Origin of the sequence: Bacillus massilinigeriensis (assembly GCF_900117315.1) — a bacterium.
Classification (GTDB): Bacteria; Bacillota; Bacilli; order Bacillales; family Cytobacillaceae; genus Bacillus_BE; species Bacillus_BE massilionigeriensis.
This window is the reverse complement of sequence record NZ_LT630337.1, coordinates 4,150,919-4,164,523: the sequence shown is the minus strand read 5'-3', so window position 1 is coordinate 4,164,523 and position 13,605 is coordinate 4,150,919. Positions and strand designations below refer to the sequence as shown.

The following is a 13,605-nucleotide window of genomic DNA, read 5'->3' as shown; positions in this document are numbered from 1 at the left end:
TCCGGTGCTCACTCAGTCGCTTCCTCGACCTGCTCGCTTCTATTTCCCCTCTAATAATATTAGAGAAAAACTAAAATGGCGATTACTCGGTAATTCTTTTGCCTTCTTCTATTACATTATCTAGTTTTCAAAGAACAAATTGGTGGAGACTAGCGGGATCGAACCGCTGACCTCCTGCGTGCAAGGCAGGCGCTCTCCCAGCTGAGCTAAGCCCCCGTTATTGTAATGGTGGGCCTAAATGGACTCGAACCATCGACCTCACGCTTATCAGGCGTGCGCTCTAACCAGCTGAGCTATAGGCCCACATAACGGATAAAAATATTTCATTTCATTTGAAGGATATTATTCCCTCAAAACTAAACAAACCATACAATCAACGCATCCTGTGTTGTCTAGCTTCGGCTCCTAACTTCTCGGTCGTTTCGATCCGTCATCACAAATCTAAAAAACAAGATTTGCAATGCCGGCTCTCCAACGTCTGTTGAAGTTGAACAGTCGCCTCCGCTTTTCGAAAAATATTCCTTAGAAAGGAGGTGATCCAGCCGCACCTTCCGATACGGCTACCTTGTTACGACTTCACCCCAATCATCTGTCCCACCTTAGGCGGCTGGCCCCTTGCGGTTACCCCACCGACTTCGGGTGTTACAAACTCTCGTGGTGTGACGGGCGGTGTGTACAAGGCCCGGGAACGTATTCACCGCGGCATGCTGATCCGCGATTACTAGCGATTCCGGCTTCATGTAGGCGAGTTGCAGCCTACAATCCGAACTGAGAATGGTTTTATGGGATTGGCTAAACCTCGCGGTCTTGCAGCCCTTTGTACCATCCATTGTAGCACGTGTGTAGCCCAGGTCATAAGGGGCATGATGATTTGACGTCATCCCCACCTTCCTCCGGTTTGTCACCGGCAGTCAGATTAGAGTGCCCAACTGAATGCTGGCAACTAATCTCAAGGGTTGCGCTCGTTGCGGGACTTAACCCAACATCTCACGACACGAGCTGACGACAACCATGCACCACCTGTCACTCTGTCCCCCGAAGGGGAAAATCCTATCTCTAGGAGTGTCAGAGGATGTCAAGACCTGGTAAGGTTCTTCGCGTTGCTTCGAATTAAACCACATGCTCCACCGCTTGTGCGGGCCCCCGTCAATTCCTTTGAGTTTCAGCCTTGCGGCCGTACTCCCCAGGCGGAGTGCTTAATGCGTTTGCTGCAGCACTAAAGGGCGGAAACCCTCTAACACTTAGCACTCATCGTTTACGGCGTGGACTACCAGGGTATCTAATCCTGTTTGCTCCCCACGCTTTCGCGCCTCAGCGTCAGTTACAGACCAAAGAGCCGCCTTCGCCACTGGTGTTCCTCCACATCTCTACGCATTTCACCGCTACACGTGGAATTCCGCTCTTCTCTTCTGCACTCAAGTCTCCCAGTTTCCAATGACCCTCCACGGTTGAGCCGTGGGCTTTCACATCAGACTTAANTCATCGGGAGCAAGCTCCCTCCGATTCGCTCGACTTGCATGTATTAGGCACGCCGCCAGCGTTCGTCCTGAGCCAGGATCAAACTCTCCGAAAAAGAGTAAGATTAGCTCTTATAATTTTAAAAATAGAATTAACGTTGACGTATGGTTTGTTTAGTTTTCAAAGAACAATATATTCCTTGTCGCTCTTAGGCGACTTTATTAATATATCATTTTAATTCCTCATTGTCAACAAGTATTTCTGTTGATAATCGTTATCAACTTTTGTCGACTTGAATTAGTATATCAGCATTTAATAATGAATGCAAGTATTTTTTAAAGATAAATAATATACTAGATTAATATGCAAAAAACATCTATTTCAGACAGACCATTGGCCTGGAAATAGATGCTTTATACTCAACCTTCAAACTCATTAATAACCTCTTCAATGAAAATTTGTCTATTCTTTTCTAATTGAATAATTTCCCCTGATCCGATTAATTTAATCATTGGACGGATAGGGTTCTGGTCGTTAACAAAAATAATCTCACCGACTTGACCATTTGATAATTTTACTGTACTTCCTATAGAATAATTTAGGATTCCCAATTGAAGGGCTTTTAATGAAGGGATATCAAACTTTCCAAAATTATCAAGCCTCATCATCTCTAAAACCTTAAATGGCGATTGTTTAGTTCGATAAAGTCTTTCCGATGTTAATGCATGAAATGTATCAGCAATCGCAATTATTTTTGCAAAAGAATGTATTTTATTTTTTTCACCAGTTGGATAGCCACTTCCATCTAATCTTTCATGATGCTGTAATATGGCTACTTTGGCCCCACCGGTTAAAAGTGGACTATTTTGAACCATTTTAAAACTGTAAAATGGATGTTTTTTTATTTCCTCAAATTCCTCTAAAGTTAAACTTGATTTTTTAAACAAGATTTTTTCAGGGATCTTCGCCATTCCACAATCAGCAAGACAACCTGCGATAGACAATTGAATAATATCAGCCTTGGTCATTTGTAATTTTCTACCGATATATGAACTTAATAAGCCGACCGATATTGAATGTTGAAACAGATATTCATCTGTTGTAGAGAAATGGTGCAATGAAAATAACTCAGAAGAAAACTGTTCAATTTTTTCAATTAAAGGAATCATAATTTTTCTTATTTTTGATATGTCTACGGGTAATCCTGACTGCCATGATAAAAATTCCTTTTTATAATCTTTCACAGCATTTAAAAATATTTCTGTAAATGATGATTCATCACTTTGTTTTTCCTTCACCATATCTTCTATTTCATCTTCAATAATTTCTTTTGGTATAAAGGGTTGTCCATCCACTAATGTCTTTTCAACTAAAACTGCTGGGACTAAAAAGGCATGTAGTAACTCAATTAGTTCCTTATTAATGACCGTCTTTTTTGGAATGATAGGTCGATTAGTCCGACTAAAAATATCTTCGGATAGAATGCAACCTTCAAGAAGCTCTGTTATACTAACACGCACGAGGTCCACCTCAAAAATAATAAATTTCTTTAATTCCTATTTTACTTTATTTCACAAAGAAAGAGGAACAAAATGTCCCTCTTTTCATTTACTCTTCGATATTTTCATCTGTGTCTTGAAGATTCAACTGTTCCTCAGTTTCTTCCTCTTGCTTATCATCTTCTCTTTCAACCTTTGCAACTGTAGAAACGAATTCATCTTCACTTTCATTTAGTCGAATTAATCTTACACCTTGAGTATTTCGCCCTAAGCTAGAAATGTCATTTACTGCCATACGAATTAAGACACCGCCAGTAGTAATTATCATTAGGTCTTCTTCACCTGTGACAACCTTCATGGCTACAACTTCACCGTTTTTCTCGGTAATATGGCATGTTTTTATTCCTTTTCCACCTCTACCTTGAACACGATATTCATTTGCTGGTGTTCTTTTTCCATAACCATTCTTTGTAACAATCAATATTTCAGAGTTTTCCTCTAATACTTCCATACCAATGACTTCATCACTAGATTTTAAACTGATTCCCTTTACCCCTGTTGCCGTTCTTCCCATTGAACGCACGTCGGTTTCAGGGAAACGGATTAACAAGCCATTTTTTGTTCCGATTATTATTTCTTTATTTCCATCTGTTAATCGGACAGATATTAATTCATCGCCCTCTTTAAGGTTTAAAGCAATTAATCCGTTATTTCTGATATGAGCAAATGAACTCAAAGGAGAACGTTTGGATATTCCATCCTTTGTGGTAAAGAATAAATACCAATCATCAACAAAGTCTTCTACAGGGATTATTGCATTTACCCATTCATCCTTATCGACTTCAAGTAAATTTATTATAGGAATTCCTTTTGCTGTACGGCTAAATTCAGGAATCTCATATCCCTTAGCACGATACACCTTCCCTTTATTCGTAAAGAATAAGATTGTATCATGAGTGGAGGTTGTGACTAATTGATCGACAAAGTCATCTTCATTGGTCCCCATTCCTTGGATACCTCTTCCTCCCCGTTTTTGGGAGCGATATGTAGAAACAGGTAGGCGTTTAATGTAACCGTTATGGGTTAATGTAATAACAATATTTTCACGTGGGATTAAATCTTCATCCTCAATGTTTTCAATCCCGCCCGATACAATCTCTGTCCGACGTTTATCATTATACTTTTCTTTAATTTCTACTAATTCTTCACGAATAATTTCTAAAATCTTTTCCTCATCCGCTAAAATTGCCTTTAATTCAGCAATTAACTTAATGAGACCTTGGTATTCCTCTTCAATTTTTTCACGCTCTAATCCTGTTAATCTTTGTAAACGCATATCAAGGATTGCTTGAGCTTGTTTTTCAGATAAATTAAAATTAGTCATTAATCCTTCACGAGCAATATCAGTTGTACGTGAACTACGAATTAAACTAATTACCTCATCTAAATGATCAAGAGCAGTTCTTAACCCTTCTAAAATATGGGCACGTGCTTCTGCTTTTTTTAGTTCAAATTCGGTTCTTCTTCTTATTACCACCCTTTGATGATCTAAATAATGCTTTAGACATTCTTTTAGGCTTAATACCTTAGGTTGTCCATCAACAAGGGCCAACATATTGATACCGAAATTTGTTTGAAGGGAAGTATGTTTGTATAAATTGTTTAACAAAACATTTGCATTTGCATCTTTTCGGACTTCTATAACAATCCTCATGCCTCTTCGGTCAGACTCATCACGTAAGTCAGTAATTCCATCTATCTTTTTATCTCTAACTAATTCGGCGATTCTTTCAATTAATTTAGCTTTATTAACCTGATATGGAATTTCACTCACAATAATTGTTTCTTTACCATTGGACTTTTGCTCAATCTCAACCTTTGCTCTTAGGGTAATTGAGCCTCTTCCAGTTTCATATGCTTTTCTGATACCACTTCTACCAAGAATCAAACCTGCAGTTGGAAAATCAGGACCTGGGATAATTTCCATAAGCTCTTGTGTAGAGATATTAGGATCATTACTTACAGCTAAAACTCCATCAATGACCTCTCCAATTTGATGTGGTGGAATATTAGTCGCCATACCAACTGCAATCCCAGTTGTTCCGTTTACTAAGAGATTCGGGAATCGTGAAGGTAAAATAACTGGTTCTCTTTCTTCTCCATCATAGTTATCTTGATAGTCAATCGTATCTTTATTAATATCACGTAATAATTCCATTGAAATTTTGGACATGCGTGATTCTGTATACCGCATCGCAGCTGCACCATCACCATCAACAGAACCAAAATTTCCATGTCCGTCAACAAGCATATATCGATAGTTAAAATCCTGTGCCATTCTTACCATTGTTTCATAGACAGCTGAATCACCATGTGGATGGTATTTACCGATAACATCACCGACAATACGAGCTGATTTTTTATATGGTTTATCGGCATGGATTCCTAAATCATGCATAGCATATAAAATACGACGGTGAACGGGCTTCAATCCATCACGAACATCTGGTAATGCCCGAGAAACGATAACACTCATTGCATAATCCAAAAAAGATGTTCTCATTTCTTGACTAATATTGACTTCCTTTATGTGGGAACTAGGTGTTTCTGACATTGAAAAAACCCTCCTTTACCTGGTGAATAAAGTATCAAATTGCCAAAATATATCTTACGAAAAAGCAGGATAGAGGTATGTCCACTATCCTGACCACTATTAAATATCTAAATTCTTAACATATTGGGCATTTTCTTCAATAAAGTTTCGTCTTGGTTCAACCTTTTCACCCATTAATATCTCGAACGTTTCATCCGCTTCAATTGCATCCTTTAGACTAACCTGAAGCAATGTTCTTGAGTCAGGATCCATTGTAGTTTCCCAAAGCTGCCCTGGATTCATTTCTCCAAGACCTTTATATCTTTGAATATTAGGCTTCGGTTGACTCGGCAATTCAGCGAATATTTTATCTAGCTGCTGATCATTATAAGCATACTCTATTCGCTTACCTTGTTGGACCTTATATAAAGGTGGCTGGGCAATGTAAATATATCCTGCCTCAATAATTTTCCTCATATATCGATAGAAAAAAGTTAATAATAAAGTACGAATATGAGCACCATCAACATCAGCATCGGTCATGATGACAACTTTATGATATCTCGCTTTAGAAATATCGAAATCATCTCCAATCCCCGTACCACATGCAGTAATGATGGCTCTTACTTCATTATTAGATAAAATCCTATCTAAACGAGCCTTCTCGACGTTAAGAATCTTCCCTCTTAAAGGTAATATGGCTTGAAAATGGCGGTCACGGCCTTGTTTTGCTGAACCTCCTGCAGAATCACCCTCAACGATATACAATTCACTAATGGACGGATCCTTTGAAGAACAATCAGCAAGCTTACCAGGTAAGCTTGAAACCTCTAATGCACTCTTACGCCTAGTTAATTCTCTTGCTTTCTTTGCAGCTAACCTTGCTCTAGCAGCCATTAAGCCTTTATCAACTATTTTTTTAGCGACATCTGGATTTTCTAAGAGGAATTTCTCAAAATGATCAGCAAAGATTGTGTCGGTGACTGCTCGAACCTCTGAATTGCCTAGCTTCGTTTTTGTTTGGCCTTCGAATTGTGGATCGGGATGTTTGATAGATACGATTGCAACCAATCCTTCTCGAACATCCTCTCCTGAGAGATTTGAATCATTTTCTTTAAAAATTCCATTTTTCCTTGCATAATCATTAATTACTCTTGTTAGCGCCGTTTTAAATCCAGACTCGTGTGTTCCACCTTCATAAGTATTAATATTATTTGCAAAGGAGTGAATAAAACTTGTATAGCTATCGTTATATTGAATTGCGACTTCAACTGTAATTCCATCGCGTTCTCCTTCAATAAAGATAGGTTCTTGGTGGATAACCTCTTTTGATCTATTTAAATGTTCCACATACGATTTTATTCCGCCCTCGTAATGGTATTCATTGCTTTTATTTTCCACTCGTTTATCTTCAATAATGATTTTTATTCCACGATTAAGGAAAGCAAGTTCTCTTAGGCGATTAGCTAAGACATCATAATCATACTCCAATGTCTCAGTGAAAATCTCACTGTCCGGTATAAAATGAGTGGTGGTTCCTGTGTGGTCGGTCTCACCAATGATTTTTATATCCTCACATGGAACTCCACGCTTATATTTTTGATAATAAATATGTCCGTCTCGATGTACAAAAACTTCCAATTCAGATGAGAGGGCATTTACAACTGAAGCGCCTACGCCATGAAGCCCACCGGATACTTTATATCCTCCACCGCCAAATTTTCCTCCAGCATGTAGGACAGTCATGATGACCTCAACTGCAGGTCGACCCATTTTTTCTTGTATACCGACTGGGATTCCCCGTCCATTATCAATAACCGTAATACTATTATCTTTTTCAATATTGACCTTAATTTCTGTACAGTATCCAGCTAATGCTTCATCAATACTATTATCAACGATTTCCCACACTAAATGGTGAAGGCCTTTACCACTAGTAGAGCCAATATACATTCCAGGGCGTTTTCTAACGGCTTCAAGTCCTTCTAAGACTTGTATTTGGCTTTCATCGTAAGACTCTGTTTCAACTGCCTTATGTTCCATCGCCATACCAATCACCTACACTTTCTAATGACTACAATTCAAGCATATATCTTTCGATGTTATGAAGAATTACTCTACTGAAAAAATTTTTATTATAAATCTCAATCTGCTAATTTATCGTGAACTTTTCATGATCTTTCCAGAAGCAAATGGGGAAAGATAGATTTTACTACCCGTTACGACAATAGATTTATAAGCCCCCTTAGAAAGATTACAAAGTTTATCGCTGTAGAAATCTTGAATACCATTCATGGAGTGAAAGCTATTCTTATTCAAAATGGCAACAATCTCTTTTGAATTAACTAACACATCCTCCCCAACATGAACAAACATATAATCACCCCACCTAAATATTGCTCATCCTACCATTAATCACTTGGAAGGTTGAGGCCTCCTTAAGTGTTTGATGATCTATGCCCTCTACGCTAGTTGTTGTAACAAAGGTTTGTACCTTTCCTTGAATCGTATTCAATAAATGCGATTGACGATAATCATCAAGTTCAGATAGAACGTCATCGAGAAGTAAAATAGGATATTCTCCAATTTCCGAATAAATTAGTTCTATTTCAGCCAGTTTTAACGATAATGCCGTCGTTCGTTGCTGTCCTTGTGACCCATAAGTTTGGACATCACGATCATTTACATAGAAAACAATATCATCGCGGTGAGGTCCAAATAAACTAATGCCTCTATCAATTTCTCTGGCTTTTATTTTTGAAAATTTTTCTTCAAATACTTTAACCATTTTCGACATATCTTGGCTTTCTAATACGTCAACTGAAGGCTTGTACTGGATTTTTAAGGTTTCTAATCCTCTAGATATTCCTTCATGAATAGGGAAAGCCCACTTTTGTAGCATTTGGAGAAATTCAAACCGTTTTATAACTATTTTTACAGCAGATTGAATAAATTGCTCTGTTAATATTTCAAGCATCGTTTGATCATTTTGTTTATTAGTTTGGAGAAGTTTTAAATAATGATTTCTCTGCTGCAATATTTTTTGATATTGGCTTATTTCATGTAGATATAGGGGAGAAACTTGGCCTATTTCCATATCAATAAAACGACGCCTTACTTGAGGGCTCCCTTTGACAAGATGGAGATCTTCAGGCGCAAACATAACTACATTCATATTTCCAACATATTGACTAAGCTTTCGTTGTTCAATATGATTACATTTAGCTTTTTTTCCCTTTTTGGATATCACTAACTGCATAGGGATAGAACTCGAAATTTTTTTAATCCTACCTTCTATTTTAGCATAATCTTCATCCCAACGGATAAGTTCTTTATCATTTGAAGTACGATGGGACTTAGCCATGGCTAATACATAGATAGATTCCATTACATTTGTTTTACCTTGAGCATTCTCACCTAGGATAACATTAACTTTATTTTCAAATTTCGCCTCTAGACTTTCGTAATTCCGATAATTTTTTAAAAGCAAATGCTCTATATACATAGTTTACTTCCTTTTACTATTTCGTAACAAGAAATTTTCCAAAATTGTGAATTTCGACTACATCTCCCACTCGGAGCTTTTTTCCTCTCCTTTGATCTTGCTCACCATTTACATATACTTCATATTCGGATAAAAACCACTTGGCCATTCCACCGCTATCAATAATCTCAGCAAGCTTTAAAAATTGACCCATTGTTATGTATTCCGTATCAATCTTTATTTGTTTTTCCACTTCTTTCACTCTTTCGCTAAATTCTCTAATACTTTATTTTACTAAAAAATCTCCATATACACAAAGATATATAAGTTAAATAGATAAAAAGCCGCCAGTATTGAGCTGGCAGCTAAAATCTTAATAGGTTCTTACAGGTAAAATCAACTGGAGAATGGAGTCATCATGTATTGGATTAATCAAAAATGGTCTCATTGCACCAGTAAAGTTAATTTTTATTTCAGAGCCTTCCAATGCTTTTAAAGCATCCATCATATATTTTGCACTAAAAGAAATTTTTAATTCTTCACCCTCTATGGATTGACTTTGAATTTCCTCGATAACCTTCCCGATTTCTGGTGTATTTGAGGATACTTCAATCGTTCCGTTTTCCTGAGTGGAGAATTTAACCACATTGTTTCTTCCTTCTCTTGCAAGTAGGGAAGCGCGATCTATAGCTTGTAAGAATTCCTTCGTATTCACAATTACACTTGTTTTGCTTTCATTCGGAATGAGTCTCGATGTATCAGGGTAATTTCCCTCAAGTAATCTTGAAAAGAATAATAAATGCTTTGCTTTAAATAAGACTTGATTATCAGTTATAACAATTTCAACGAGCTCATTATTATCATCAAGAATCTTGCTTAGTTCATTTAAACTTTTTCCTGGAATAACAACATTGTATTCATTGTCAGCATCTGTTTCAATTCTAGCTTTTCTTAAAGCAAGTCTATGACTATCTGTTGCAATACAGGTTAATTCGTTATTTTCTATCTTTAAGTTTACACCTGTCAAGATGGGGCGTGTTTCTGAGGTGGACACTGCAAAAACGGTTTGACGTATCATAACCTTAAGTAAATCTGTTGGTAATTTAAAAACATGCTCCTCTTTTATTTGAGGTAAGTGTGGATATTCCTCTGCGTCTAATCCGTTTAAATTAAATTCTGATTTCCCTGATCGAATAACGGTTTGGAGATGATTTTGCACCTCAATTTCTACAAAATCAGTTGGTAGCTTCTTAACAATCTCACTGAAAAATTTTGCTGGTAATACGATGGCGCCTGTTTGTTTGATTTCTACAATTTCATCTCCAGCTTCCTCTTTAGGAATAAAGGATTCAATTGAAATATCTGAATCACTACCAGTTAGTGAAACTCCTTCATTCGTTGCTACTATTTTTATTCCTGTTAAGATTGGGATTGTTGTTCTACTTGTTACAGCTTTCATTACATCTTGTACACTTTGAGCCAACCGATCTCGTTGGATTATGAATCTCATTTTTTTAATCCTCCGTTTTCATTTATTAGCATGCTTTATATTTATTATTTTTTATAAAAAAAATAGTAGTAATAGCAGTAGGGCTTGTTAACATGTGGATAAGTATATTTTACAAAGGAAATACAGTCTATCCACATGTGGATAGACTGTGTACAAACTAGGACAACTTATTCACATTATCTTAAATTTTCAACAGATCATTAATTTCCTTCATTTGCTTTTGAAACTCTGTGTCTGTTTGTAGCTTTTTAGATATTTTTTCATGAGCATGTATAACCGTAGTATGGTCTCTTCCACCGAACTCCTCTCCTATTTTCGGTAAGGAGAAGTCAGTAAGCTCTCTGGATAAGTACATAGCTATTTGTCTTGGGAAAGCAACAGATTGTGTACGCTTTTTTGCTTTAAAATCCTCTAGCTTCACATTAAAATGCTCTCCAACGATTCTTTGGATATCGTGAATGGTAATAACCTTTGGTTTTGAACTAGGAATAATATCCTTTAAGGCCTCTGCTGCAAGATCAGCATTGATATCTTTATTAATTAAAGAAGAATAAGCTACAACACGTATAAGTGCCCCTTCTAATTCACGAATATTAGAATCAATTTGATTGGCAATATAGAGCATTACTTCGTTTGGGATATCTAAAGCTTCTGCTTTGGCCTTTTTTCTAAGAATAGCAATCCTTGTCTCTAAATCTGGCGGAGTTATATCAGTAATAAGACCCCATTCAAATCTTGATCTTAAACGATCCTCTAAAGTGGGGATTTCCTTTGGTGGCCGATCACTGGATATAATAATTTGCTTACTTTCTTCATGTAATGTGTTAAAAGTATGGAAAAATTCTTCCTGAGTTGATTCTTTTCCCGCTAGAAACTGAATATCATCAATAAGGAGTATATCCACTTTTCGATATTTATCTCGGAATTCCCCAGCCTTATTATCACGAATGGAATTGATAAACTCATTTGTAAATTTTTCTGAAGATAAATAGAGTACCTTTGCAGAAGGATTATGTTCTAATACATAGTGACCAATTGCATGCATTAAATGGGTTTTTCCTAACCCAACACCACCATAAATAAACAAAGGATTATATGCTTTTGCCGGTGCTTCAGCTACCGCTAAAGAGGCTGCATGTGCAAAACGGTTTCCAGATCCAATAACAAAAGTATCAAATGTATACTTAGGATTTAACATGAATTTTGGGATTTCTGGATGATAGTCACCTTTATTTGTTTTAGGGGGAACAGGCATATCAATTTCTTCTTCAACTTTATTTTGCGGAATAACAAATTTAACTGCTAATTCTTCTCCGGTAATTTCATATAGAATTCCAGAAATTAATTGGGAATAACGTTCTTCTAGCCAATCACGAGCAAACTCATTTGGGGCTGTAATAACTAAAGTATCACCCTGGAGAGAGTGAGCCTTTGTTGATTTTAACCAGGTGTCAAAGCTCGGTTTGCTAATTTTTTTCTCTATAATTGCGAGAGATTTATCCCAAAGATCCGCAATATTTTCCAATGATATTCCCTCCTTTATTTATTTTATGAAATGAAAGGATTGTAATATTGCATAAAAAAACGATGGTTATACATGAAGTAAAACCATAATTAAAAACGTATTTGTGGAAAACTATATAATAAAGAAGAAAAGAGAATTTTTGACAATATCCACTATCTGTGGACAAATTTCTTCCCAACCAGTGAATATCTTATCCACAAGTTATTCACAGTCTGTGGATAAATTAAATACCCGTTATAATTTATTGAGAGTGAAAACAAAATAATAATATCAAATTCTCCCTAGAGGTGCAATGGTTTTTAGAAACTTATCCACAAGAAAAATAACATGTGAATAATATTTGTCCACATGTAGAGGATGTGTGAAAAAGCTGTCAATAACCATTGTGGATAATAAAATTAATGTCGAATTTTATCCACAAAGAAACTTTTCTTATCAATTTTAGGCTAAAACCAGTCTTTAAAGTTATGGCATTTTGAATGACGGATGATTTATTATTATTGGAAATAGAAAACTTATTAATAATACATTTTTCCCTAATAAGGTTGACATTTATCCCATATACTCTTTATAATTTATAAGACTGTCTTTAACAGCTATTCCTCAGGGAGGTGTCATATAATGAAAAGAACTTACCAACCAAATAAACGTAAAAGAAGTAAAGTTCACGGATTCCGTAGCCGTATGAGTTCTGCTAATGGCCGTAAGGTTTTAGCACGTCGTCGTCGTAAAGGAAGAAAAGTATTATCTGCTTAAGCCACTGAAACGTCAGTGGTTTTTTTTTCATAGATTAACGTTAGCATGAATAAACATTATGAATGTCTTCTTCCTTTTCCGTCCATTTATTCCTTGTATTTTAGAATCACAATATCTATGTCATAATTAATAATGATTAGATTGAAAACCTCATTCATCAATAATCTCTCAAAATGAAGCTGTTCCATCCAGGAATGAAAGGGTTATGTACCATGAAGAAAGAGTATCGGATAAAAAAGAATAAAGAATTTCAGGAGGCTTTCAAAAAAGGAAAGTCATTTGCTAATAGACAATTTGTTGTTTATACCTTAAATAAACCAGAGCAAGACCATTTTAGAATAGGTCTCTCTGTCAGCAAGAAAATTGGAAATGCAGTTACTCGGAATCAAATTAAGCGTTATATTCGTCAAGCATTTTTGGAGCTTGAGGAGGAAGTTAAAAACCATTTTGATTATGTAATCATTGCGAGAAAGCCTGCTGCAACAATGGATTTTCATGAGGTTAAAAAAAGCTTAACCCATGTTCTAAAGGTGGCTAGGGCTTTAAAATTAAAAACAAAATAAATAAGCTAGTGTAGTCATATTAAAAGATGATACAATACACTTGAATTTCCAAATGAGTTCTAAATTTAGATAATGATTGAATTTTAGATTAAAAATAATAAAACATGGACAAATACATAAAAAAAGAACATATCAAACCATCTTCAATAAACATAATCATGAACGTCAACTCTGGTGGTAATTTATGTTATCTTATAAACATTAGGGGACCAAGATA

The 13,605-nt window shown here is 36.1% G+C and carries 10 protein-coding genes, 2 tRNA genes and 1 rRNA gene; 2 read left to right on the top strand and 11 right to left on the bottom strand.

Annotated elements, in window-relative coordinates:
- Nucleotides 1-140: 140 nt before the first annotated feature.
- From BQ6100_RS20495 to dnaA, 11 genes are all read right to left on the bottom strand, one after another.
- Nucleotides 141-216, bottom strand: a tRNA-Ala gene (locus BQ6100_RS20495).
- Nucleotides 217-226: 10 nt separating this feature from the next.
- Nucleotides 227-303, bottom strand: a tRNA-Ile gene (locus BQ6100_RS20490).
- A gap of 223 nt (nt 304-526) precedes the next feature.
- Nucleotides 527-1,573: ribosomal RNA gene (locus BQ6100_RS20485) — 16S ribosomal RNA — on the bottom strand.
- Between the two features lie 304 nt (nt 1,574-1,877).
- Nucleotides 1,878-2,978 (bottom strand): HD-GYP domain-containing protein, encoded by a 1,101-nt coding sequence (locus BQ6100_RS20480; protein WP_084780508.1) that lies wholly within the window; start codon nt 2,976-2,978, stop codon nt 1,878-1,880.
- 88 nt (nt 2,979-3,066) lie between these two features.
- Nucleotides 3,067-5,571 (bottom strand): DNA gyrase subunit A, encoded by a 2,505-nt coding sequence (gene gyrA, locus BQ6100_RS20475; RefSeq protein WP_075983372.1) that lies wholly within the window; start codon nt 5,569-5,571, stop codon nt 3,067-3,069.
- 99 nt (nt 5,572-5,670) lie between these two features.
- Nucleotides 5,671-7,593, bottom strand: a complete 1,923-nt coding sequence (gene gyrB, locus BQ6100_RS20470; protein WP_075983654.1) for a DNA topoisomerase (ATP-hydrolyzing) subunit B — start codon at nt 7,591-7,593, stop codon at nt 5,671-5,673.
- A gap of 114 nt (nt 7,594-7,707) precedes the next feature.
- Complete coding sequence (gene remB, locus BQ6100_RS20465; RefSeq protein ID WP_075983371.1) at nt 7,708-7,926, bottom strand: extracellular matrix regulator RemB; 219 nt, start codon at nt 7,924-7,926, stop codon at nt 7,708-7,710.
- A 13-nt stretch (nt 7,927-7,939) separates the two neighbouring features.
- On the bottom strand, nt 7,940-9,055 hold the full coding sequence (gene recF / locus BQ6100_RS20460; protein ID WP_075983370.1) for a DNA replication/repair protein RecF: 1,116 nt from the start codon (nt 9,053-9,055) through the stop codon (nt 7,940-7,942).
- Nucleotides 9,056-9,071: 16 nt separating this feature from the next.
- On the bottom strand, nt 9,072-9,287 hold the full coding sequence (gene yaaA, locus BQ6100_RS20455) for a S4 domain-containing protein YaaA (RefSeq protein WP_075983369.1): 216 nt from the start codon (nt 9,285-9,287) through the stop codon (nt 9,072-9,074).
- Nucleotides 9,288-9,407: 120 nt separating this feature from the next.
- The gene (gene dnaN / locus BQ6100_RS20450) at nt 9,408-10,544 is read right to left on the bottom strand and encodes a DNA polymerase III subunit beta (protein ID WP_075983368.1); all 1,137 of its coding nucleotides are present in this window, start codon (nt 10,542-10,544) and stop codon (nt 9,408-9,410) included.
- A 181-nt stretch (nt 10,545-10,725) separates the two neighbouring features.
- Nucleotides 10,726-12,069: a chromosomal replication initiator protein DnaA gene (gene dnaA / locus BQ6100_RS20445; protein ID WP_075983367.1), complete on the bottom strand. Its 1,344-nt coding sequence runs from the start codon at nt 12,067-12,069 to the stop codon at nt 10,726-10,728.
- 621 nt (nt 12,070-12,690) lie between these two features.
- On the opposite strand from dnaA, the gene rpmH reads away from it, so the two are divergent.
- Both rpmH and rnpA read left to right on the top strand, forming a co-directional pair.
- Nucleotides 12,691-12,825, top strand: a complete 135-nt coding sequence (gene rpmH, locus BQ6100_RS20440) for a 50S ribosomal protein L34 (RefSeq protein ID WP_053401789.1) — start codon at nt 12,691-12,693, stop codon at nt 12,823-12,825.
- A gap of 212 nt (nt 12,826-13,037) precedes the next feature.
- Nucleotides 13,038-13,388, top strand: a complete 351-nt coding sequence (gene rnpA, locus BQ6100_RS20435) for a ribonuclease P protein component (protein WP_075983366.1) — start codon at nt 13,038-13,040, stop codon at nt 13,386-13,388.
- Nucleotides 13,389-13,605 lie beyond the last annotated feature (217 nt).